This window comes from Xanthobacter autotrophicus (assembly GCF_030015065.1).
Lineage (GTDB): Bacteria > Pseudomonadota > Alphaproteobacteria > Rhizobiales > Xanthobacteraceae > Xanthobacter > Xanthobacter autotrophicus_D.
Map to the genome: position 1 here is coordinate 1 of NZ_JAIVFN010000001.1, position 21,915 is coordinate 21,915.

General features: G+C 68.1%; 21 protein-coding genes and 1 tRNA gene. 7 read left to right on the forward strand and 15 right to left on the reverse strand.

The features are described 5' to 3' along the window. Nucleotides 1-370 (reverse strand): PaaI family thioesterase (locus K9U40_RS00005; protein ID WP_282888264.1); only part of this gene is annotated, 370 nt, incomplete at its 3' end. Between the two features lie 106 nt (nt 371-476). Between K9U40_RS00005 and K9U40_RS00010 the strand changes: the two genes are divergently transcribed. Next, nucleotides 477-1,307, forward strand: a complete 831-nt coding sequence (locus K9U40_RS00010; protein WP_282888265.1) for an enoyl-CoA hydratase — start codon at nt 477-479, stop codon at nt 1,305-1,307. 257 nt (nt 1,308-1,564) lie between these two features. Beyond that, complete coding sequence (locus K9U40_RS00015; RefSeq protein WP_282888266.1) at nt 1,565-2,983, forward strand: hypothetical protein; 1,419 nt, start codon at nt 1,565-1,567, stop codon at nt 2,981-2,983. Nucleotides 2,984-3,152: 169 nt separating this feature from the next. Here the strand turns inward: K9U40_RS00015 and K9U40_RS00020 are convergent, their stop codons facing one another. Next, on the reverse strand, nt 3,153-3,365 hold the full coding sequence (locus K9U40_RS00020; RefSeq protein ID WP_282888267.1) for a DUF2842 domain-containing protein: 213 nt from the start codon (nt 3,363-3,365) through the stop codon (nt 3,153-3,155). 252 nt (nt 3,366-3,617) lie between these two features. Between K9U40_RS00020 and K9U40_RS00025 the strand changes: the two genes are divergently transcribed. After that, nucleotides 3,618-4,709, forward strand: a complete 1,092-nt coding sequence (locus K9U40_RS00025) for a COX15/CtaA family protein (protein ID WP_282888268.1) — start codon at nt 3,618-3,620, stop codon at nt 4,707-4,709. 127 nt (nt 4,710-4,836) lie between these two features. Here K9U40_RS00025 and K9U40_RS00030 read toward each other — a convergent pair whose 3' ends face one another. Beyond that, nucleotides 4,837-5,532: an LrgB family protein gene (locus K9U40_RS00030; protein ID WP_282888269.1), complete on the reverse strand. Its 696-nt coding sequence runs from the start codon at nt 5,530-5,532 to the stop codon at nt 4,837-4,839. Continuing rightward, nucleotides 5,522-5,986, reverse strand: coding sequence for a CidA/LrgA family protein (locus K9U40_RS00035; protein ID WP_414114763.1), 465 nt, complete (start codon nt 5,984-5,986; stop codon nt 5,522-5,524). The genes K9U40_RS00030 and K9U40_RS00035 overlap by 11 nt, the downstream gene beginning before the upstream one ends. Nucleotides 5,987-6,084: 98 nt before the next feature. Between K9U40_RS00035 and K9U40_RS00040 the strand changes: the two genes are divergently transcribed. Next, nucleotides 6,085-6,978: a LysR family transcriptional regulator gene (locus K9U40_RS00040; RefSeq protein WP_282888271.1), complete on the forward strand. Its 894-nt coding sequence runs from the start codon at nt 6,085-6,087 to the stop codon at nt 6,976-6,978. 9 nt (nt 6,979-6,987) lie between these two features. On the opposite strand, the gene K9U40_RS00045 is transcribed toward K9U40_RS00040, so the two are convergent. From K9U40_RS00045 to K9U40_RS00055, 3 genes are all read right to left on the reverse strand, one after another. After that, nucleotides 6,988-8,289, reverse strand: coding sequence for an O-acetylhomoserine aminocarboxypropyltransferase (locus K9U40_RS00045; RefSeq protein ID WP_282888272.1), 1,302 nt, complete (start codon nt 8,287-8,289; stop codon nt 6,988-6,990). A gap of 72 nt (nt 8,290-8,361) precedes the next feature. After that, entirely contained in the window at nt 8,362-8,901 is a 540-nt protein-coding gene (locus K9U40_RS00050) for a CoA-binding protein (RefSeq protein ID WP_282888273.1), read from the reverse strand. A 19-nt stretch (nt 8,902-8,920) separates the two neighbouring features. Then, entirely contained in the window at nt 8,921-9,703 is a 783-nt protein-coding gene (locus tag K9U40_RS00055) for a TatD family hydrolase (protein WP_282888274.1), read from the reverse strand. 141 nt (nt 9,704-9,844) lie between these two features. On the opposite strand from K9U40_RS00055, the gene K9U40_RS00060 reads away from it, so the two are divergent. After that, a complete protein-coding gene (locus K9U40_RS00060; RefSeq protein ID WP_282888275.1) occupies nt 9,845-10,426 on the forward strand; it encodes a biotin transporter BioY in 582 nt (193 codons plus the stop codon). A 9-nt stretch (nt 10,427-10,435) separates the two neighbouring features. On the opposite strand, the gene K9U40_RS00065 is transcribed toward K9U40_RS00060, so the two are convergent. The 7 genes from K9U40_RS00065 to K9U40_RS00095 form a co-directional block, all read right to left on the reverse strand. Next, nucleotides 10,436-10,978 (reverse strand): DUF2087 domain-containing protein, encoded by a 543-nt coding sequence (locus K9U40_RS00065; protein ID WP_282888276.1) that lies wholly within the window; start codon nt 10,976-10,978, stop codon nt 10,436-10,438. Nucleotides 10,979-11,167: 189 nt separating this feature from the next. Continuing rightward, nucleotides 11,168-11,578: a hypothetical protein gene (locus tag K9U40_RS00070; protein WP_282888277.1), complete on the reverse strand. Its 411-nt coding sequence runs from the start codon at nt 11,576-11,578 to the stop codon at nt 11,168-11,170. Nucleotides 11,579-11,866: 288 nt separating this feature from the next. Further along, entirely contained in the window at nt 11,867-13,423 is a 1,557-nt protein-coding gene (metG, locus tag K9U40_RS00075; RefSeq protein WP_349239400.1) for a methionine--tRNA ligase, read from the reverse strand. Between the two features lie 61 nt (nt 13,424-13,484). Further along, a complete protein-coding gene (locus tag K9U40_RS00080; RefSeq protein ID WP_282888279.1) occupies nt 13,485-14,516 on the reverse strand; it encodes a DNA polymerase III subunit delta' in 1,032 nt (343 codons plus the stop codon). A 40-nt stretch (nt 14,517-14,556) separates the two neighbouring features. Beyond that, on the reverse strand, nt 14,557-15,210 hold the full coding sequence (gene tmk / locus K9U40_RS00085) for a dTMP kinase (protein ID WP_282888280.1): 654 nt from the start codon (nt 15,208-15,210) through the stop codon (nt 14,557-14,559). Next, nucleotides 15,207-16,406, reverse strand: a complete 1,200-nt coding sequence (locus K9U40_RS00090; RefSeq protein ID WP_282888281.1) for a D-alanyl-D-alanine carboxypeptidase family protein — start codon at nt 16,404-16,406, stop codon at nt 15,207-15,209. Before K9U40_RS00090 ends, tmk begins: the two co-directional genes overlap by 4 nt. 271 nt (nt 16,407-16,677) lie before the next feature. Beyond that, nucleotides 16,678-17,499, reverse strand: a complete 822-nt coding sequence (locus tag K9U40_RS00095) for a septal ring lytic transglycosylase RlpA family protein (protein ID WP_282888282.1) — start codon at nt 17,497-17,499, stop codon at nt 16,678-16,680. Nucleotides 17,500-17,850: 351 nt separating this feature from the next. Here K9U40_RS00095 and K9U40_RS00100 point away from each other — a divergent pair. Then, a tRNA-Ser gene (locus K9U40_RS00100) sits at nt 17,851-17,940 on the forward strand. A gap of 345 nt (nt 17,941-18,285) precedes the next feature. Beyond that, nucleotides 18,286-20,319: a YgiQ family radical SAM protein gene (locus tag K9U40_RS00105; protein ID WP_282888399.1), complete on the forward strand. Its 2,034-nt coding sequence runs from the start codon at nt 18,286-18,288 to the stop codon at nt 20,317-20,319. Nucleotides 20,320-20,368: 49 nt separating this feature from the next. Here the strand turns inward: K9U40_RS00105 and K9U40_RS00110 are convergent, their stop codons facing one another. After that, on the reverse strand, nt 20,369-21,709 hold the full coding sequence (locus tag K9U40_RS00110; protein ID WP_282888283.1) for an RsmB/NOP family class I SAM-dependent RNA methyltransferase: 1,341 nt from the start codon (nt 21,707-21,709) through the stop codon (nt 20,369-20,371). Nucleotides 21,710-21,915 lie beyond the last annotated feature (206 nt).

The following is a 21,915-nucleotide window of genomic DNA, read 5'->3' on the forward strand; positions in this document are numbered from 1 at the left end:
GCCCCACCTCCCCCACGGCGAGGCGCTTGCCGAGCTTGATCAGCTTCGCATCGGCGAACATGGGCCCCGGAGCGGGCTTGCGCAGGAAGTTGATGGACAGGCTGGTGGTCACGGCAAGCCCCACCGGCCCGATCTGTCCCAGCAGGGCCACGTAGATGGCCACGTCCGCCAACGCCATCATGGCGGGGCCGGAGACCGTGCCGCCGGGGCGCAGGTGGCTCTCGTCCGCATCGAGGCGGACCGTGGCGACGTTGCGGCCGACGCTCTCCACATGGTGCGGCTTGCCCGGCCCGAAGGCCTGGGGAAACTCCCGCGTGAGGAAGGCTTCCAGCTCCTTCACCGACATCACCGCACCGCGCGCCGCGTCCATGCCGCTCGTCCCCTGCCCTTGAATGCGCTTTGGCCCCGGCTCGCGCCGGCCGCTTCTTGTGAATAGGATAGTACCCTGAAGGTCAAACATAAGAGGGCGGAAACCCATGTCGGCTGTGCCATCGGCCCACCCCGTCGCCAGCGCGGCGTCCCCGATCGTGACGCTGAGCTGCGATGACGGCGTTGCGACGCTCACGCTGGCGCGGCCGGAGCAGCGCAACAGCCTCTCCGAGGCGATGATGGCCGCGCTCACCTCCGCGCTCGCGGCTGTTGCGGCTGACACCTCGGTGCGCGCCGTGGTGCTGGCGGCGGAAGGCCCGGTCTATTCCGCCGGCCACGACCTGAAGGAGATCCAGAGCCATCGTGGCGATGCCGACCGGGGTCGGGCCTATTTCGAGGACGTGCTGAAGCGCTGCGCCACGCTGATGACCGCCATCGTCCGCCTGCCCCAGCCGGTGATCGCGGCCGTGGAAGGCATGGCCACCGCCGCCGGCTGCCAGCTGGTGGCGAGCTGCGACCTTGCCGTGGCCGGCGAGAAGGCGCGCTTCTGCACGCCGGGCGTGAATATCGGCCTGTTCTGCCACACCCCCATGGTGGCGCTTTCGCGCAACCTGGTGCGCAAGCACGCCATGGAGATGCTGCTGCTGGGCGAATGGGTGGAGGCGCAGGAGGCCCACCGCATGGGCCTCGTCAACCGGGTGGCGCCGGCCGGCGAGGCGCTGTCCGCGGCGCAGGCCCTCGCCCGGCGCATCGCCGAAAAGTCCCAGGTGCCGGTGAAACTGGGCAAGGCTGCCTTCTACACCCAGATGGAGATGGGCCTCGACGACGCCTATGCCTATGCCTCCCGCGTCATGGCCGAAAACATGCTGGCCCGCGACGCCGACGAAGGCATGTCCGCGGTACTCGCAAAGCGCGCACCCTCCTGGGAGGACCGGTGACAGCCCTGCCCTGACGGAGGTGTTGCGGCCCCTGTTTACCAACCATCAACCATAATCCGCTCAACTCGACACAGGCTGGCGCGACTCGTGCCGCCTGCGAGGGCCCGTTCCGACCGGCGTGTTCCACGCGTGCGGCCGGGGAAATGGTCCCTTCCTCGAAGTTTCGGGACGGCCCGTGGGCGGCTTATCTGAGCCTCGACGGGTCCGGCTCCGGGGAGAGCGGCCCAATGGCGCACACGGATGTGGCGCACACGGATATGGCTCAGGCACCCGCCGCAGGGGGGTGGTCGGCGCGCGCTTGGCGTCCCAGCCTCTGGCAGGTGGCGTGGCTGGCCCTTCTCCTGGCCGTCGTTGCCAGTTTCTTCCCGCTCCGCTTTACCGCCACCACCACCATTGCCTTCGATGTGGGCGCCCAGCCGCCGGCCATGGCGGCGCGCGGCGTGGCGCAGGTGCTCGCCTCGCGCGAACTCGCCTACAAGGCTGTCGACCGGCTCGGGAGCGATGACCGGGCGCGGCTGGCGGGCGGCTTCGGGATTCGCCTTCCCGGTGCCCGCGCCGATGCCGAGGAGCGCCCGGAGCCCGTGCGCGCCGCCTGGCGGCTCCTGGATGATCTCAACGTCACCACCATCAATGGCGGGCGGGGCCTTCGCCTGACCCTCTCGGCCCCGACACCATCCCTCGCCCTGCGTGCGGCGGATGCCTACGTGGCCGCCTTTCTCGCCCTGGACGCGGAGACGCGCGCCGCGGCCGACGAGCCCGCCACACTTCCGACCCTGCGGCACGGGGAGAGCGCGCACGTCGCCTTCCTGCCCGATCCCCCGCGCCCGCTCGCGCTGGCCCTGCTCCTGGCGGCGGCCGTGACCCTGCTGCTTGCCCAGCGCAACGCCGCCGCGGAGCCCGAAGTCGAAGGGCCGCTCACCGGCACCGACCTGCCGCTTGAGCTGAAGGGCAGCCATCGCATCGCCTGGCTCGGCGGTCCGGACGGCGGGCTTGAGATCGAGCCGGCGGTAGCCCGCCTTGCCGCCCAGATGGCGCGGTCCGGCACCTCCTCTCTTGTCATCCTGACTTCCGATGATCTGCCGGAGGCCTCGGCCGCCTGCGCCGTCGCCCTGGCCCGGCGGCTGTCGGACGAGGCGCGGGTTGCATTGGTGGCGCTCGACGGCGCGTCCGAGAACCTCGCGACCCTCGTTGCGGACCCGTGGTCGCCGGGCATGAGCGAGCTTCTGTTCGGGGTCGCCGGCTTCGGCGAAACCATCCATCGCGATGCCCATTCGCGTGCCCATGTGATCCCGCCCGGCCGCGATGCGCGTGGCGGGCCGGCCGTAATCGGGGCGGAGCGTCTGGCGCTCGTGCTCGAATCGTTGAAGCGCACCTACGATTATGTGGTGGTCGCCGCCCCCAGCCTGTCCGGCGCCAATGGTGGGGAACGGCTTTCAGCTCTCGACCCGCTGGTGGTGTGCCTCAGTGCCGACACCGCGCCCTCGACTGCGGCCGTGGAAAGCTTCGATGCGCTGGCGGAGCAGCGGTTCGCCCGCGTGGTGATGCTCTGCCTCGCCCTGCCGCCGGCCGAGAATGAAGGCGCCGAAGACGAGGGGAGGCCCCTGCCCACCATCGACGTGGTTGCAAGCCGCTCGCTGCACCGCGAGACGTCCATGCGTTACGCCGGCGCAGCTTGAAAGCCGAGCTAATTATTAGCCGACGAATTAAATAAATAAGCCGGCTAATTTATGCATTGAAGCATAGGGATTTGCCGTGCGGAAAATGCCCCGGGCGCGCCTTCGGCCGGCTCATCTCCTGCGTGAGAAAAGCCATATAATACATTGAAATTTATTTTTCTTTCGGCCTTTACGCCTTGCGGTCCGGCTGTTCCATCCACCGGATCAGCAGCCCGCCGGGAATGATCCAGAGCACTCCGAGCAGGATGTAGCAGATCATCTGCCAGAACCAGCCGAGCTCGGTCACGCGGCCCTGCGCCAGCGCCATTGCCGAAAGAGCCCAGAACACCACGAGGAGGAGCAGCAGCACCGTGCCGATGAGCTTTCGGATGCGTTGGGGCATGGTCCTGCTGTCCTCCTCTTGCCATCACATGGTCCGGCGAACCGATGGGCATGCGGCACCCGCGCCCTTGCGCGCCCTATCCGCCCTCTATAACGGATCGAAGTCGAGGGGCCAGTGCACGTTCCGTCAGCGCCCATGGCGCGCGGCGGGCAAATGCGATCATTGAGGCTTGCGCCAGTTCCGGAGCCGGCGGACGGATCGGCCCACGAGGCAGCCTCCGCCCCCGGACAGCGCACGGAAGCTGAGGGACACATGCCGCACGCCGAGGCCATCACTTTGACCCCAGACCGACACCGCCCTGGTCTCGCCAGCGTGCGCCTGTGGCTTTATGCCGTCGCCGCGCTGATCGTCGCCATGGTGGTGGTGGGCGGCGCGACCCGCCTCACCGAATCGGGCCTGTCCATTACCGAATGGAAGCCGGTCACCGGCGCCCTGCCCCCGCTGTCGCAGGCGGACTGGCAGGCGGAATTCGACAAGTACAAGGCCATTCCCCAGTACGAGATCCTCAACAAGGGCATGGGGCTCGAGGCCTTCAAGCAGATCTACTGGTGGGAATGGGGCCACCGCCTGCTCGGCCGCCTCATCGGCTTTGCCTTCCTGCTGCCATTCCTGTGGTTCGCGTGGCGCGGCGTTCTACGCGGGCGCCTGCTGGGGAAGTGCCTCGTCCTGTTCGTCCTGGGCGGGCTTCAGGGCGCGGTCGGCTGGTGGATGGTGGCGTCGGGGCTCACGGCCCGGGTATCGGTAAGTCAATACCGTCTCGCCATTCACCTGACATTGGCCTGCATCATCCTGTCCGCCATCGTGGCGGTCGCCCGCTCCTTGTCACCGGAGCCGCGCCGGGCGGTGAGCGGCCGCGTGCGGGCCACCGCGTGGGCGCTGCTGGTGCTGGTGCTGGTGCAGATTTTCGCCGGCGGGCTGGTGGCCGGGCTCGATGCCGGCATGGCGTACAATACGTGGCCGCTCATGGACGGCCACTTCATACCGCCCGCAGCCCAGCTGGCGGCGGCGGAGCCGTTGTGGCGCAATCTGTTCGAGAATGCGCTGACGGTGCAGTTCAGCCACCGCATGGTGGCCTATGCCTTGTGGACGCTGGCCTTGCTGCACGCCCTCGACGCCCGCCGGATCGGTGGTGCGGTGGCGAAGCGTGCCTTTGTGCTGTTCGCCCTCGTGACCGCCCAGGCAATGCTGGGCATCCTCACCCTGATCCATCAGGTGCCCATCGACCTGGCCTTGGCCCATCAGTTCGGCGCCACCCTCGTGCTGGTGGTGGCGACCCTTCATCTGGGCGGGCTCGCCGCCCCGTCCGGTGCGGCGGCGCCGACGCTGAAGCTGGTGAAGGGCTGAATGCCTTTACCAGCAGTAGCTTGGAGCCGGATTTGCCCAGTTTGATTCAGCTGGGTGCGTGTGTTCTTTCCTTATGTTTAGAGGGCGGTTCACCGAGCAAATTGGTTCAATCTGATCGGATCGCTCTCTAGGTCATCAGGGCGGCGACGATGGGCGCCATCAGCACGTTGAACAGGCCGGCCAGTACCATCACCAAGCCGGCTATGGAGCCTTCCTCCCCGCCGATCTGGTGGGCGCGGGCGACGCCGGCGCCATGGGCGCCCATGCCGAACAGGGCGCCGCGCGCAAGTGACGAGCGCAGCGGCATCAGCTTCATCACCACCTCGCCGATCGCCGCGCCGCAGATGCCGGTGACGATTACGAACACGGCCGTGAGGTCGGGCACGCCGCCGATATCCCCGGAGACGGTCATGGCGAAGGGCGTGGAGGTGGAGCGCGGCATCAGGCTGAGCTGGAGCGTGTGCGACAGGCCCAGCAGGTCCGCCAGCAGGAAGGCCGTGGACATGGCCAGCGTCGATCCCACCAGCACGCCCACCAGCAGCACCGGCCAGTGTCGGCGGATGAGCGCGCGCTGCTCGTAGATGGGGATGGCGAAGGCCACCGTCGCCGGCCCCATCATCAGCACCAGCCAGTGGGTGCCGCGGATATAGTCCGCATAACCCGTGTGAAGGCTGAGGGCGATGATGCCCACTGCCACCGGGGTGAGAAGCAGCGGCGAGGTCCACCAGAAGCGCCAGCGTCGGGCGACAAGCCGTGCCGCCGCATAGCAGCCGATGGTCACCGCCGACCAGAACAGGGTGGCGAACAGGGGGTCACGCAACATGGCCCGCCTCCGGAGCCACGGTGCGCATGCGCCAGCGATAGCACAGGTCCACCGCCAGCGCGGTGCCGCCCATGACCATGACGGTGCCGGCGAGAATCACCGCGGCGATCTTGAGACCCACGAGGCCCATCAGCTCGCCATGGTCGAGGATGGCCATCACCGCCGGAACGAAGAAGAGCAACATTTCAGCCAGCAGCCACCCCGCCCCGCGCCGCACCACGGCCGGCCGGATATGGCCGGTGGCGAGCAGCGCCAGCACCACCACCATGCCGACAATGCCGCCGGGCAGAGGCAGATGGGTGAGCCGCACCGTCGCTTCCCCAACAGCCCAGAAGCCGGCGAGAACCGCGATCTGAAGGATCATGCTGCGATGCAATATCGCCCGCATGCTGCGCAGTATGTTGCGCAATATATGTTGATGGGACAAGGAATGTGAAGACATTGGGGCAGACACCGTTCGGCACCTGAAGTGCCATTGCCGGCAATATAGTATGCGTCGCAGCATGATGAAAATGAATTGACTGAATTAATATCATTCCATAATCGCATGATATGGAACTTCGCACGCTCAAGGTTTTCGTGGAGGTGGTGCGGCAGGGCGGTTTCTCCCATGCGGCCAAGGCGCTGTTTTCAACGCAGCCCACCGTCTCGAAGGCGGTGAAGCAGCTGGAGGACGAACTGGGCGTGCCCCTGCTCGACCGCATCGGCCACCGAAGCCAGCTCACCGCGGCGGGCGAGATCGTCTATCGTCGCGCCCTGACCCTGCTGGCGGAGCGTGAGGGCCTCATCGCCGAGCTGGACGACCTGCGCGGCCTCAGGCGCGGCAGCCTGCGCCTCGGCCTGCCGCCGCTGGGCGCCAGCACCCTGTTCGCGCCGCTGTTCGCCATCTTCCGGGCGCGTTATCCGGGCATCGACATCCGCCTCACCGAACACGGCTCGAAGCGGCTGGAGGAAATGCTGCTGGAGGGCGAGGTGGAACTCGCCGGCTCGCTCATCCCGGTGCGCGATGTCTTCGACGCGCAACCGGTGCGGCGCGAGCCTCTGATGGCGGTGCTGCCCAAGGCTCACCCCCTGGCGGGGGACGAAAGCACCGGCATCGCGGCGCTGGCGTCATCGCCCTTCATCCTGTTCGAGGGCGGCTTCGCCCTCAACCAGGTGCTTGAGGACGCCTGCGCCCGCAACGGCTTCGCCCCGCAGGTGGCGGCGCGCAGCGGGCAGATCGACTTCATCGTGGAACTGGCGGGGGCGGGCCTCGGCATAGCCTTCCTGCCCCGCACCATCGCCGAGCAGAGGGCGACACCCTCCGTCGCCCTCACCCGGCTCGACGAGCCGGGCACCGAATGGCAGATGGCCATCGTCTGGCGGCAGGGCAGCTACCTCTCCCACGCCGCGCGCGCGTGGCTGGAGCTCACGCGCGAGGTCTATGGTCCCGAGGGCTCCGGCTGAGGCCGCGCCTCAGACCTTCGCCAGCGCCTGCTCGAGGTCGCCGATGATGTCGGCGACATCCTCGATGCCCACCGAGAGGCGCACCACTTCCGGCCCGGCGCCCGCCGCAACCTTGGCGTCGTCGGCCAGCTGGCGATGGGTGGTGGAGGCCGGGTGGATGATGAGGGAGCGTGTGTCGCCGATATTGGCGAGATGGGAGAACAGCTCCACGTTCGACACCAGCTTCACGCCCGCCTCGTAGCCGCCCTTCAGGCCGAAGGTGAAGACGGCGCCAGCGCCCTTGGGCAAATACTGCTTCGCCAGGGCATGGTAACGGTCGCTCGCAAGGCCGGGATAGCTCACCCAGTCCACCTTGGGATGGGCGGCGAGATATTCGGCCACCTTCAGCGCATTCTCGCTGTGCCGCTGCATGCGCAGCCCCAGCGTCTCGATGCCGGTGAGGATGAGGAAGGCGTTGAAGGGCGACAGCGCCGGACCGAGATCGCGCAGGCCCAGCACCCGGGCTGCGATGGCAAAGGCGAAATTGCCGAAGGTCTCGTGCAGCACCATGCCGGAATATTCCGGCCGCGGCTTGGACAGGAACGGATAGCGATCAGTGGCGGACCAGTCGAAGGTGCCCGCGTCCACGATCACGCCGCCAATGGAATTGCCGTGGCCGCCCAGGAACTTGGTGGCCGAATGCACGACGATGTCGGCGCCGTGCCTGATGGGCTGCCACAGATAGGGCGTCGCCAGCGTATTGTCGACGATGAGCGGCACGCCCGCCTTCTTCGCCACCGCCGAGATGGCGGCGATGTCGGTGACCACGCCGCCGGGATTGGCGATGCTCTCGGTGAAGATGGCCTTGGTCTTCGGCGTCACCGCCTTCTCGAAGGAGGAGATGTCGTCGGGATCGGCCCACACCACATTCCAGCCGAAGCTCTTGAAGGCATGGCTGAACTGGTTGATGGAGCCGCCATAGAGCTTGCGGGAGGCGATGAACTCATCCCCCGGCGTCAGCAGGGTATGGAACACCAGGTGCTGCGCCGCATGGCCCGAGGCCACCGCCAGCGCCGCCGTGCCGCCTTCCAGCGCCGCCACGCGCTCTTCCAGCACCGCATTGGTGGGGTTGGTGATGCGCGAATAGATGTTGCCGAAGGTCTGGAGGCCGAACAGGGCCGCGGCGTGGTCCACATCGTCGAACACGAAGGACGTGGTCTGGTAGATGGGGGTCGCCCGCGCGCCGGTGGTCGGGTCCGGCTGCGCCCCGGCATGGATGGCGAGGGTGGAAAAACCCGGCTCGCGCTGCGGCGCGCTGGTCTCGTCGGTCATAAGCGCTGTCTCCCAGTGGCATGACGCCGACCCATGAGGACCCGGCGTGAGTTTTTATATTAAATCGACAGTTTATGTATTATTAGGTCCGCGCGGTGCGATGGAAAGCCGCTGCACCCCCTGCCCCAGCCGCAGCGGCTTGCGGGAGGAGATGGTGCGGGAATTCACACCGGTCCAGCCGATCTCGCCGGAGAGGCGGCCATATTCGATCTTGGGGCAGCGGTTCATCACCACCTGAAGCCCCGCCGCCTCGGCCCTGGCGGCGGCCTCGTCGTTGCGCACGCCGAGCTGGGTCCACAGCACCTTGGGGAGGGGGGCGAGCTTGAGAACCTCGTCCACCACCGCCGGCACATGCTCCGGCGCGCGGAACACGTCCACCATGTCGATCGGCTCGGGCACATCCGCGAGCGTGGCGACGAAGGTGAGGCCCGCCACGGTCTTGCCCGCCTGTCCCGGATTGACCGGGAACACGCGATAGCCGCGCTCGGACAGGTATTTCATGACGAGATAGGAGGGCCGGGCCGCATTGGCGCTGGCGCCCACGATGGCGATGGTCCGCACCTGGGACAGGATGGCGCGGATATGGGCGTCGTCGTAGCGGTCGTGGTTCACCGGGCGCGTCCTCTCGCGTTCAGGGCTGGCTTTTGGCCTTGGAGAACAGAGTGAAGAAATTCCGCGTGGTGGCCTGCGCAAAATCCTCGAACGCCTCGCCCCGCGCCTGCGCGAGCACCTGGGCGGTCTCCCGCACGAAGGAGGGCTCGTTGCGCTTGCCGCGATAGGGCGTCGGCGCGAGGAAGGGCGAATCGGTCTCCACCAGGATGCGGTCGGCCGGCACGCTGGCTGCGATGGCGCGCAGGTCCTCGCTCTTCTTGAAGGTCACCACGCCGGAAAACGACACGTAGCCGCCCAGCGCCAGCGCGCGGCGCGCCAGATCCGGCCCCGCCGTGAAGCAGTGCAGCAGGAAGGGGAAGGCGCCCTTGGCGCTCTCCTCCTCGAGGATGGCGGCCACGTCCTCATCCGCCTCGCGGGCGTGGATGACGAGGGGCAGGCCGGTCTCCCGCGCCGCCGCGATATGGGTGCGGAAGCCCTGCTCCTGGGCCTCGCGGGGGCTGGTGTCGTAGTGATAGTCGAGCCCCGCCTCGCCGATGGCCACCACCTTCGGGTGGCGGGAGAGGGCCACGATCTCGCCCAGGGTCACGTCCAGCTCCTCGGCCGCCTGGTGCGGATGGGTGCCCACCGAGCAGGAGACCTGCTCGAACCGCTCGGCGATGGCGAGGATCTGCGGAAACCGCCGCACCCGGGTGGAGATGGTGACGAGATGGGACACCCCGGCCGCGCCGGCGCGGGCCACCACATCCGGCAGCTCGGCGGCGAAGTCGGGAAAGTCGAGATGGCAATGGCTGTCGACGAGCATGGCATTCACATTCGAAAGGTCGGCCTCACATAAGCGCATCCCCCCGCCGCGTCGAGGTGGCGGTGCGCCGTCGCCGGGCGCGCGTTGACGGAGCGCTCCGCTTCCGCCTTTGTGCACGCATTGCTGCAACGGATCCTGGTCATGGCATTGCCTGTCGCTCCCTTCCGCCCCGCCCTCGCCCGCCTCGCCGATTTTTCCGCCGCCTGGGCTGTCGCCGCCCTGGTCGCTGGGGTCGCGCTGCTGGCCTGGAGCGCGCAGGTCTCCATTCCCATCCAGCCCGTTCCCATCACGCTGCAAAGCTACGTGCTGATCACGCTGGCTGCGCTCATGGGCTGGCGGTTCGGCGGGCTGACCGTCGCCATCTACCTGTTTGCCGGACTCATGGGCCTGCCGGTGTTTTCCGGCGGGCGCAGCGGGCTTGGGATGCTGACCGGAACGTCAGGGGGCTTCATCGTCGGCTTTCTTCTGACGGCGCTGCTGGTGGGCTGGCTTCAGGAGACCTGGGCGCGGCTCAAGCCGTTGCCCTTGTTCGCAGCGCTGGCGCTCGGCCACCTGCTGCTGATGGTGCTCGGCGCCGGCTGGCTCGCCACCAAGATGGGGCCGATGGCGGCGCTGGAGAAAGGCTTCCTGCCCTTCCTTCCCGGCGCGGCGGTGAAGACGGTGGCGGCGCTTGCCACCGTCATCCTCGTCGAGCGCCTTTCGGGAACCGAGCGGTCGCGCTGAGACGCCCTTTCAGTGGGCCTGCCGGCCCAGATGGCGGATGAGGACGAGCGCTTCTTCCGGCGGGCGCTGCTCAATCCGCCGATAGCATCGTCCGTCCGCGGTGCGCCAGAGGCGGCCTGTGTCGACCAGGCACCGGCGCAACAATGCCGGGTCATCGAACAGGTGCCACGCCCGCAGCAGTTCGTTCACCTGCGCCTCGTTGAAGGTCTCGCCCGCCGGAATGCGGGACCACAGCACCCACAGGCACAAATTGCGACGGCTGTCCTTGGCGGGCCAGCGCGCGAGCCTGCCGGCGCCGTCGAAATGCTTGACTGCGTGCTCCACGCGCTTCAGGTCCACCGGCTCGGGCGGAGCGGGCTGGCTGGCGAGGCGGGCCTCGGCGGCGTGGTTGGCACGCAGATGCTGGAAATTGCGATAGCCGGCCGAGCGCGCCAGCATGTTCAGCAGCTGGACGTGGCCCGGCGTCGTCTCGCAGGCCGCAAGCTCGCGACCGAGCGCGCGCGCCAGCGCGGAGACGTCCCGGGTGGCGAAGGGCAGTTGGGTTCTGGACATGACCTATCCCTCAGGTGCCGAGGTTTTCAGTCGTTGGTCGCTGGCTTACGACACGGCACGGGATAAGTGTCTGCCGAGGGACGATGGCAGGTTTAGCTCCCCTTGCGGGGCAGCGACGCCTCGGTGAACTGCCGACCGAGGGCGCTTCTACACGCAGCGGCGGCGGCGATGCAAGGGGCGGCGCCCCTCTCAGCCGGACGCCGCGATCTCCTGCTTGAGCGCGTCGGCATCGCTTGCCGGCATGGTGATGGCGCGCACCTGCTCGCCCGGGCGCCCGGGATTGGTGACGATGGAGGCTTCCAGCGAGACGGTGACCGTGCCGCCGGAGGTGTTGAAGATATAGTCGAGCCGGAATGCCGCATCCTGGCTCTGGCCATTGGTGCGCTTCAGGGCCTCGTCCGGCGTCAGGCGCTTTTCGGCGACAAGCTGGGACGGCTGATCGACGGTAATATTATATTGCCGGGCCCGTCGGGAGGTGGCGATACGGGCCCGCACCAGCGTCGAATCGGCGTTGGGCAGCTTCACCTCGATGCGGGGGACGGCAGGGCCTTCCGGCAGCGGTGCCTGCTCGGCGGGCATCAGCGGGGGAATGGGGTCCATGGACGCCTGTGGCGCGCGGTCATACCGCTCGGCGGAACAGCCAGCGAGAAGCAGCGCGACGGCGACTGCCGTTATCCCTTTTCCGCCCGTCATCCGCACGGCTCCCGCTGCCTCCCGCTGCCGCGCGCCTCTGGCGCGCTTGTATTGAAAATGCCCGGATCGAGATTAACACCAGCTCCCGCCTAAGCCTGTGTGGTGCAAGGGCGAGGGCGAACCCTGCGGGTCATCCTGTCAACCCGTATAGGGCATTTTGGGGCGTGGCATCCATCCCGTCGCGGCGTTTTGCGTTCACGCCGCCGTTTCCGGCTCCACATAGCGGGGGAAGACACCCGCCGGCGCCGGCAGGGCGCGGCCGGCGGGAAGCCGGTGAACGGCGCCGAGCCGGTCGAAGCCGCGCTCGTCCGGCGGCACGGCCACGAGGTCGAGCAGCTTCGCCGCGCTCTGCGGCATCACCGGCTGCACCAGAATGCCCACCTCGCGGATAACCTCGGCGGTCACCCAGAGCACGGTCGCCATGCGGGCTGGGTCGGTCTTGCGCAGCGCCCAGGGGGCCTGGGCAGCGAAGTAGCGGTTGGCCTCCGCCACGACGGCCCATACCGCGGCGAGATAGTGGTGGATCGCCTGCCCTTCCATGGCCTCGCGGCTCTTCTCCAGCATGCCGTCGGCCAAAGCGAGGATGGCCTCGTCCTCCGGCGAGAGCGGGCCGGGCTGCGGCACCACGCCGTCGAGGTTCTTGGCGATCATGGACAAGGAGCGCTGGGCGAGGTTGCCGAGGTCGTTGGCGAGGTCCGCGTTCATGCGCGCCACGATGGCCTCGTGGCTGTAGGAGCCGTCCTGGCCGAACGACACCTCGCGCAGGAAGAAGTAGCGGATGGCATCCACGCCATAGGTGGCGGCGAGATCGAACGGGTCGATCACGTTGCCCACCGACTTCGACATCTTCTCCCCGCGGTTGAACAGGAAGCCGTGGCCGAACACGCGCCTGGGTGCCTCCAGCCCCGCCGACCACAGGAAGGCCGGCCAGTAGACCGCGTGGAAGCGGATGATGTCCTTGCCGATCACATGCACGTTCGCCGGCCAGAACCGCTTGAACAGCTCCGCGTCCGTGTCCGGATAGCCCAGCGCCGTGATGTAGTTGGTCAGCGCGTCCACCCACACATACATGATGTGCTTGTCGTCGCCGGGCACGGGAATGCCCCAGTCGAAGGTGGTGCGGGAGATGGAGAGGTCCTGCAATCCACCGGACACGAAGCTCACCACCTCGTTGCGCCGCGCCTCCGGCATGATGAAGCCGGGGTTTTCCGCATAATAGGCAAGCAGCCGGTCCTGATAGGCGGAGAGGCGGAAGAAGTAGCTCTCCTCCTCCACCCACTCCACCGGCGTGCCCTGGGGGCCGAGGCGGACGCCCTGCTCGTTCAGCTGGGTCTCGTCCTCGGCGTAATAGGCCTCGTCGCGCACCGAATACCAGCCGGCATAGGTGGATTTGTAGATGTCGCCGTTGGCGGCCATCTTCTCCCAGATGGCCTGGCTGGATGCGTGGTGCCGCTCCTGGGTGGTGCGGATGAAATCGTCTATGGAGAGATTGAACGCCTCCACCATGGCCTCGAAGCGCGGCACGTTGCGCGCCAGAAGCTCGCGCGGGGTGAGGCCGGCCTTCTGGGCGGTCTGGAGCATCTTGATGCCGTGCTCGTCGGTGCCGGTCAGGAAGCGCACGTCATAGCCGTCGAGCCGCTTGAAGCGCGCGATGCAGTCGGTCGCGATCGCCTCGTAGGCGTGGCCCATGTGCGGCACGCCGTTGGGATAGGCGATGGCGGTGGTGATGTAGAAGGAGGGCTTCGCGGACATCGGACGCTCGGAACAGGCTGGCTCGGAAAAGGGCTCCGGCCCCGCGCGTCGCGGCGGCTTCTCAGCGCACGGCTTCGGCGAGGTCGGCGAAGATACGGAACACCAGCGCCTTGCGATCGAGATTGAAGACATCCGCCTCCATCGCGCTGCGCCGCACCTTCTCCCATACCTCGCCGAGGCGGACAAGGCGATGGCGGGGCTCGTCGCCCCGCGTGGCGCGCTCGGCCACATAGTCGCTCACGGCCTCGATGAAGAGGTCGAGCCCGTCGGCGCGGTCGCCCTGGAGGCGGGCCCCCAGCGCGTGAAGGTCCTCGGGCCGGGGGCGGGGAAGCTGCGCCAGCGCCCGCAGGGTGGCGGAGCGCACCTCCATCCCCTCCCCCCGCGCCAGCACGATGGCCCGGCGCACGCTGCCCCCGCTGGCCTCGGCGGCCGCCGGCAGGGTGGCTGCGTCGAGGTCGTCCGTCTCGCCCTTCAGATGGTCGAGGGCGGCCAGCACGTCACCCTCGCCGAGGGGGCGCAGCCCCAGCAGGCGCGTGCGCGAGCGGATGGTGGGCAGCGCCCGGCCCGGCGCATGGGAGATGAGCAGGAACAGCGCTTTGGGCGGCGGCTCCTCCAGCGTCTTCAAAAGCGCGTTGGCGCCGAACGCGTTGAGGTCGTCCACCGCATCCACGATGCACACCCGCCAGCCCCCCGCCGCCGCCGTGGCGCCGAAGAAGCTGCGCACCCGCCGCACCATCTCGGCCGGGATGACGGTGGGGATCTTCTCCTCCCCGGCCTCGGGCACCCGGCGCAGCACCAGGAGATCCGGATGGCTGAGGGAAGCCACCTGCCGGAACACGGGATGGGCGGCCGGAAGATCGAGGTCGTGGGCGCCCGGCACGGGGCCGCCGGACAGCACCATGCGGGCGAGACGGTAAGCGAGGGTCGCCTTGCCGATCCCCTCCGGCCCGCCGATGAGCAAAGCGTGGGGCAGCCGCCCGGCGCGGAAATCCGCGATGAGGTCGGCTTCCAGCAGCCCATGGCCGAACAGGCGCGTCTGTTCCCTGGGATGCGGCGCGCCCGGCAGCGCGTCGCCCGCGACGACCTCGCTCATGGCGCCCCGCCCCGGATGCCTTGCGCACGGAGCGTCGCCATCACGACGCGGCGGCCTGCACTGCGAGCCCGAGGCGCGAGGCGACGATGCCGGCAATGGCCGCCGCCACCACATCTGCATCGGGCGTCGCGTCCACCACCACGCAACGCCCCGGCGCTCCCGCCGCACGCGCGAGAAAAGCCTCGCGGACGCTTGCGTGGTAGGCGACGCCTTCCTTCTCGAACCGGTCTGGATCGCCCATGCCGCGCCCGGCGGCCCGCGCGAGGCCGGTTTCCGGCGGCACGTCGAGGATGAGGGTCAGATCCGGCCGCGTGTCGCCGGCGGCCATCTCCTCCAATGCGTCGAGGAGGGACGATTCCACCTGGCCCACGGCGCCCTGATAGACGCGGGTGGAATCGATGAAGCGGTCGCAGATCACGATTTTGCCCGCCGCCAGTGCCGGGCGGATCAAGGTGTCCACATGGTCGGCCCGCGCCGCGGCGAACAACAGCGCCTCGGCGACCGGCCCCAGCGGCTCGGCCGCGCCGGAGAGCAGCACATGGCGCACCGCCTCCGCCCCTGGCGATCCGCCGGGCTCGCGGGTCTCCACCACGTCATGGCCGAGGGCGCGCAGACGGGCGGCGAGACGGCGGGCCTGGGTGGACTTGCCCGTCCCCTCCCCGCCTTCCAGCGTGATGAAGCGTCCGTTGGTCATTTGTGCAGCTTGGCCAGCGCGCGCCTGGCGAGATCGCGCACGCTGTCGCCCATCAGCGTCAGCCCGCCGTCGAGGGCGCGATCCACCAGGGAGCCCACCGGCACGTCCTCCTGCGTGTAGAGCGGCACCTCGAGCACTTTCACCTGGCCGCGCGTCACCTCGAGCCGGCCCACCTGCGTGCCCTTCGTGACCGGAGCCCGCAGCGGCCCGTTATAGACCGCGCGGGCGGTGATGCGCTCGTTGCCCGCACGGGGGGTGAGGACCGAGACCGGCCGTCCCGCCACCAGCCCCACGCTGCCGGACGCCCCGCCGAACACCTGGGCACGCCCCACATCCTGGTCGGCGGCGAAGATCACGCGCTGGCGGAACGCCTGGAAGCCCCATTCGACGAGCTTGCGGGTTTCATCCAGCCGTTCCTTCTCGCTCCTCGCTGCCAGCACCACCACGACGAGCCGCTGGCCGTTCTGCACCGCCGAGCCGAGGGCGTGATAGCCGACATCCTTGAGCCAGCCCACCTGCAGCCCGTCGGCGCCAATGCCCGCATCGAGCAGGACGTTGCGGTTGCGCTGCTTGATGCGGCTCCATTCGATGCCCGGGCGTGAAAACACCGGGTAATAGTCGGGATAAGTGCGGATGATATGCTGGGCCAGCACCGCCAGATCCCGCGCCGTGGAATACTGCCCCGGGTCGGCGAAGCCGGTGGCATTGCGGAACTCGGAATTGGCCATGCCTATGGCCTTCGCCCGGTCCGTCATCATCTGCGAGAATTCGACCTCGGTGCCGCCGACGCCCTCCGCCAGCGCGATGGCCGCGTCATTGCCTGAAACCACCAGCATTCCGGCGAGGAGCTCGCCCACGGGGGCAGGCTTGTTCACCTCGGCGAACATGGCGGCGAGGCCCGAGGGGGCGCCGCCCCGGCGCCAGGCGTTGACGCTCACGACGAACGGCGTGTCGAGGGCGATCTTGCCCGCCTTCAGCTGGGAGAAGACGACATCCGCGGTCATCACCTTGGCGAGGGCGCCGGGGGCGATGCGGCGATCCGCCTCCTTCTCGAACAGGGTCGTCCCGGTCTCGTAGTCGACGAGCATGGCGGAGGGCGCCGAGGTCTGGAAGCCGTCCGCCGCACGCGTCGTCTCTGCGCCGGCGAGCCCCGCGAGGCCTGCGAGAAGAAGGGCGAAGCAGAGCTTCCGCAGCATGGTGATCCACTCAGAGCATTTTCAGGCGAAAAGGAACCTGGTTCGCATGAAGAAAATGCGACGAACCATGGAGATAGATCATTCCTGCGCGGTCGGGAAAGCGCAAGATGCCCCGTTGAGCCGGACCGCCCGCAACCGCCGCGTACGAGGTTTGTCTAACGGAAAATGCCCGCAGGGACTCACCCGCGCCGCTGCCGGCGCACCTTGATCATCCTCCAGGGTTGGGAGGCGGGTAAAGCCCTGGACCGTGGGTCGCGAAAAAATGTGCCGGTCAGCGCGCGGCGTCGGCCGGCACGCCGGCGAAGCCGAGCCCGCTCACCGGCTCGGGACCCGAAGACCAGCCGGAGGCATTGGCCACCGCCACTGTGCCGGCGCTGCCGGAAATGCCGAGATCATAGGGCCGCCCCGGCGGCACGGGAGCCTCGGCGCTGGGCGGCGTAGAAGCCGGAACCGCGCGCATGGAGGGCACCTCGGGCACGAACGGCTTGGCCGAGGCCACCATGACCGGCGAGGTGGTCTTCAGATCGGCGAGGGTGCCATCCTGGCGCAGCGTCGAGGCGAGCTTGACGTCGTCGTCCTCGTCGAGCGGCGCGCGGCCCAGATAGTCCACCCGGACGCGGGCGACGCCGAACTTGGCGAAGCCGAGCAGCTCGGCAGCGCGATAGGAGACATCAATCACCCGCCCGCCCACATAGGGTCCGCGATTGTTCACGCGAACGACGATGGAACGCTTGTTGGCGAGATTGGTCACGCGCACGTAAGACGGCATGGGCAGCGTCTTGTGGGCTGCCGAGATGGAGCCCATGTCGAAGATCTCGCCATTGGCGGTCTTCCGGCCATGGAAATCCTTGCCATACCAGGAGGCGAGGCCCTCGGCGGTGTAGTCGGGATTTTCCGCCGGCACGTAGGTGCGACCTGCAACCGTATAGGGCTTGCCCACCTTGTATCCGCCGCCGCCCCGCGGCACGGGATCGCCCTCCGCCACGACGCGCGGGCTGGCGGAGACGCCGTAGAGCGGATCAATCTTGCTTCCGAGGGTTTCGACCGATCCGCATCCCGCAACGACGAGGCATCCGGCGAGAGCGACCGCCATTCGCGCTGCTGCACCGCTTCCGCCTCTCGCCCCGCTCTCCGGGGGGAGCGCCTTGCACGCAGGGGCGGGAGTTCGCGGAAGGAAGTGCAACGACGGTCCCCTCTTCATCGGTGCCAGGTCTCCAGCTTGCGCCGAAACCCGGCCGAGATGTCTTCAAGGCGCGCGCCGTCCTTGAGCCGGACAACCGCATTCGACGCCACAAGGGTGACTAAACACGGCAAAAATGGGGCAAGCTTGCGGCCATGGTTAATGACACGGCCTCCCATGCGGGCCTCGACGGGTGCCGGCGGGTGAGCTAGAGGAGGTCCTGCGCCAGCTCGGACCAGGGGCAACGCCCCCTGATGCATCAGCGGAAGGGTGGCCGAGCGGTTTAAGGCAGCGGTCTTGAAAACCGCCGTGGGTGCAAGCCCACCGTGGGTTCGAATCCCACCCCTTCCGCCAAAAGTGATGCAAAATCACTGGGTTATGACGGGCTGTGGTAGGGCGGATGTGCGGGCGGCGCAGCGAACAAATCGGCACCATCGGAGCTGAAAAGCGCTGTTCGGGACAAAAAGTCCCGAAAAAGTCCCGAACTGCGTTCACGCCATCCCCCGACACCAGCGTCTGGACGAGCCGGGACTTCGATCCCATGATTGAAACTTCGCCCTCGGCGACTTCGACGCGCCGGCCGAGCGCAATCTCGGCTTCCTTCTCGCCGCCGCCGCCCCGCTATGGACGGGGGTGTTGGTCCGGGGTCTGTCAGCGGTGAGTTGAATTCGCTGCGGTGGCGTCTTATCCGTGGACGCCATGGACACCCACGCCTGCGCCGAAAAAACCTTGATTTCCCTGCCCGGCCACCGGCCGCCTTCCGGTAGGGCGGCGCCGTTCCTGCCCATGAGCCGCGCCGAGATGACGGCGCTCGGCTGGGACGCCTGCGACATCGTACTGGTGACGGGCGACGCCTATGTGGATCATCCGAGCTTCGGTATGGCGATCATCGGCAGGCTGCTGGAAGCCCAGGGCTTCCGGGTCGGCATCATCGCGCAGCCCGACTGGCAGTCGGCGGAGCCGTTCAAGGCGCTGGGCAAGCCCAAGCTGTTCTTCGGCGTCACCGGCGGCAACATGGACTCCATGGTCAACCGCTACACGGCGGACCGCCGGCTGCGCCACGACGACGCCTACACCCCCGCCGGGGAGGGCGGCCGCCGGCCGGACCGCTGCACCATCGTCTACACCCAGCGCTGCCGCGAGGCGTTCAAGGACGTGCCCATCGTGCTCGGCGGCATCGAGGCATCGCTGCGCCGCATCGCCCACTACGACTACTGGTCCGACAAGGTGCGCCGCTCGATCCTGGCGGACGCCAAGGCGGACCTGCTCATCTACGGCAACGCCGAGCGCGCCGTGGTCGAAGTGGCGAACCGCCTCGCCGCCGGCGAGGCGCCGCGCGATCTGGAGTCCATCAGGGGCGTCGCGCTGTTCCGCCGCGTGCCGGAAAACTACACGGAACTGCACGCCGACGATCTCGATTCCGCCGATGAGGGAGCGGCCCGCCGCCCCGGCGATGTGGTGATCCGGCTGCCGGCGTATGAGCAGGTCGAACAGGACAAGGAAGCCTATGCCCGCGCCTCGCGCGTGCTGCACCGGGAGAGCAATCCCGGCAATGCGCGCCCGCTCGTGCAGCGCCACGGCGACCGCGACCTGTGGCTGAACCCGCCGCCGATCCCGCTGACCTCCGCCGAGATGGACGCCGTCTACGACCTGCCCTACGCCCGCGCGCCGCATCCCTCCTACGGCGATGCGAAGATCCCGGCCTGGGACATGATCAAGTTCTCGGTGACCATCATGCGCGGCTGCTTCGGCGGCTGCACGTTCTGCTCCATCACGGAGCACGAGGGCCGCATCATCCAGAACCGCTCGGAGGCCTCGATCCTGCGCGAGATCGAGCTGATCCGGGACAAGACGCCGGGGTTCACGGGGGTGATCTCGGACATCGGCGGCCCCACCGCCAACATGTACCGCATGGCCTGCAAGGACCCCAAGATCGAGGCCGCCTGCCGTCTGCCGTCCTGCGTGTTCCCCGACATCTGCCCGAACCTGAACACCTCCCACGACGATCTGATCCGGCTCTATCGCAAGGTGCGCGAGACAAAGGGCGTCAAGAAGGTGATGGTCGCGTCCGGCGTGCGCTACGACCTCGCGGTGAAGAGCCCGGAATATATCAAGGAGCTGGTGACCCATCACGTCGGCGGCTATCTGAAGATCGCGCCGGAGCACACCGAGCGCGGCCCGCTCGACAAGATGATGAAGCCGGGCATCGGCACCTATGACCGCTTCAAGGAGATGTTCGACGCCGCAGTGAAGCAGGCGGGCAAGAAATACTACCTCATTCCGTATTTCATCGCGGCGCATCCGGGCACGACCGACGAGGACATGATGAACCTCGCGCTCTGGCTCAAGAAGAACCGCTACCGCGCCGATCAGGTGCAGACGTTCCTGCCCTCGCCCATGGCCACGGCCACGGCCATGTACCACACCGGCGTCAATCCGCTGCGTGGCGTGCGGCACGGGGGAAGCGACAAGGTGGTGACGGTCACCGGGCTGCGGCAGCGCCGGCTGCACAAGGCGTTCCTGCGCTACCACGATCCCGACAACTGGCCGCTGCTGCGCGAGGCGCTGAAGCAGATGGGCCGCGCCGATCTGATCGGCTCCCGCCCGGACCAGCTCGTGCCGGCCCACCAGCCGCCCGGCACCGGCAAGGCCGCCGGCACGCGGCGACCCGTGCGCGGCACGGGCGGGGCACAGCGCTTCACCACGAAGGGCGTTCCCCTGCGAAAGACGTGAGCAGTCGGAGCGGGCAGGAGGTGTTCCCTGCCTTGCCCGGCACCAGCCATCACTCGGGCGAGGGCGCAGCCTCGCGCTGCAGGACGGCAGCAAAAAAGCCATCGGTATCGTGGCGCGCGGGCGTCAGAGACAGGTAGTCCGGATGGGCGGACTCGGCCAGTTGCGGCGCAGCCTCTCGTAGCGGCACGACGTGAAAGGCGGGATGCGCCGCGAGGAAGGCGGCCACCTGCGCCTCGTTCTCCTCGGCCAGCATGGAGCATGTGGCGTAGACGAGCCGCCCGCCGGGCTTCACGAGCCGCGCCGCGCTCGCGAGAATACTGGCCTGCAGCGGCAGGAGATTTTCAAGTCCGAGGCCCAGAACGCGCCAGCGTGCGTCCGGATTGCGCCGCCACGTGCCGGTGCCGCTGCAAGGGGCATCGACCAACACGCGATCGAACCCGCCCTTGTGACGCTTCACCCAGCGATCGGTCTCGCTGGCCAGGAGTCTGGTCTCGATATTGTGCAGTCCCGCACGCCTGAAACGCTCGGCGGCGCGCTTCAAACGGCTGTCGAGGACGTCGCAGGCGATGACGTGGCCCTTGTTTGCCATCTGCGCGGCAATGGCCAGTGTCTTGCCGCCGGCTCCGGCGCAGAAATCCACCACGCGTTCGCCCGGCCGTGCGTCGACCAGCATGGCCACGAGCTGCGAGCCCTCGTCCTGAATCTCGACCTCGCCGCTTTTCAACATCGGCAGGCTGGCGAGTGAAAGGCGCCCTTTCACGCGGATACCATAGGGCGCCATGCGGGACGCCTCGGCCGGCAAGCCAAGATCCCGCAACGCGGACAGCACGGCCTCACGCGTGGACTTGACCGGATTCACGCGCAGGTCGAGCGGGGCTGCTGCCAGAAGCGCGGCCATCTCGCGCGCGAACGCCTCGTCGAAACGCCGCCGCAGAGGCTCGACCGCCCAGGATGGACATTCAAAGCGCACCTCGTCCGGCATGGCTGGATGGTCGATCGGGCAGCCCTGCAATTTGACCAGCAGCGCGCGCTCGTGATCCATCAGGACGGCAGGGGCGAATTTGCCCCCGTTGAACAGACCATGGATCTGACCCCGCGTGTTGCCTCCCGGGGTCTTGCCCCCAAAGATGTTGCCCCCATCGAGCGCAAGCCATGCCAGCAGCCGGTTGCGAGGCACGTCCTTTCGTCCGTGCTTCGCCAGCCACCAGCCCACCCGTGCGTGATGTCGCAGCAGCGCATAGAGCAAATCGGAAATATGGCCACGATCCTCGTCGCCGATATAGCGTCTGGCCCGAAACCACGCCGAGACGACAGCATCGGCGGGACGCGCGACACTATCGACTTCATGCATCAGGTCGAGAGCAGCTTGCAGACGGGCGGCGGGGGTCACGGAAAGACGATTAGGCTGGAAAAACCGCGGCACCATAGACGAAGGCGCTGTTGTTGGCGATTGATTCGCATGTCGCTCGGACCCGGTCCGTCCGTGTTTGCGATCTCGGATCACTTCCGATCACGATTCGGGAGGCTCGGCCTGCCCGCAATTGTCGAAAGCAGGCCTCGCCAAGGAGCGCTCCGCGGGCTGCCGTCCGGCCGACC

Bases quoted from the DNA above. Each gene is read 5' to 3' on its own strand.
- metG (WP_349239400.1), bottom strand. From the start codon at position 13,423: ATGTCCGCGAAGCCCTCCTTCTACATCACCACCGCCATCGCCTATCCC.
- K9U40_RS00065 (WP_282888276.1), bottom strand. From the start codon at position 10,978: ATGTCCAGAACCCAACTGCCCTTCGCCACCCGGGACGTCTCCGCGCTG.
- K9U40_RS00080 (WP_282888279.1), bottom strand. From the start codon at position 14,516: ATGAGCGAGGTCGTCGCGGGCGACGCGCTGCCGGGCGCGCCGCATCCC.
- K9U40_RS00010 (WP_282888265.1), top strand. From the start codon at position 477: ATGTCGGCTGTGCCATCGGCCCACCCCGTCGCCAGCGCGGCGTCCCCG.
- K9U40_RS00105 (WP_282888399.1), top strand. From the start codon at position 18,286: ATGGACACCCACGCCTGCGCCGAAAAAACCTTGATTTCCCTGCCCGGC.
- K9U40_RS00015 (WP_282888266.1), top strand. From the start codon at position 1,565: ATGGCTCAGGCACCCGCCGCAGGGGGGTGGTCGGCGCGCGCTTGGCGT.
- K9U40_RS00090 (WP_282888281.1), bottom strand. From the start codon at position 16,406: ATGCTGCGGAAGCTCTGCTTCGCCCTTCTTCTCGCAGGCCTCGCGGGG.
- K9U40_RS00030 (WP_282888269.1), bottom strand. From the start codon at position 5,532: ATGTTGCGTGACCCCCTGTTCGCCACCCTGTTCTGGTCGGCGGTGACC.
- K9U40_RS00025 (WP_282888268.1), top strand. From the start codon at position 3,618: ATGCCGCACGCCGAGGCCATCACTTTGACCCCAGACCGACACCGCCCT.
- K9U40_RS00070 (WP_282888277.1), bottom strand. From the start codon at position 11,578: ATGGACCCCATTCCCCCGCTGATGCCCGCCGAGCAGGCACCGCTGCCG.
- K9U40_RS00060 (WP_282888275.1), top strand. From the start codon at position 9,845: ATGGCATTGCCTGTCGCTCCCTTCCGCCCCGCCCTCGCCCGCCTCGCC.
- K9U40_RS00055 (WP_282888274.1), bottom strand. From the start codon at position 9,703: ATGCTCGTCGACAGCCATTGCCATCTCGACTTTCCCGACTTCGCCGCC.
- tmk (WP_282888280.1), bottom strand. From the start codon at position 15,210: ATGACCAACGGACGCTTCATCACGCTGGAAGGCGGGGAGGGGACGGGC.
- K9U40_RS00095 (WP_282888282.1), bottom strand. From the start codon at position 17,499: ATGGCGGTCGCTCTCGCCGGATGCCTCGTCGTTGCGGGATGCGGATCG.
- K9U40_RS00020 (WP_282888267.1), bottom strand. From the start codon at position 3,365: ATGCCCCAACGCATCCGAAAGCTCATCGGCACGGTGCTGCTGCTCCTC.
- K9U40_RS00040 (WP_282888271.1), top strand. From the start codon at position 6,085: ATGGAACTTCGCACGCTCAAGGTTTTCGTGGAGGTGGTGCGGCAGGGC.
- K9U40_RS00045 (WP_282888272.1), bottom strand. From the start codon at position 8,289: ATGACCGACGAGACCAGCGCGCCGCAGCGCGAGCCGGGTTTTTCCACC.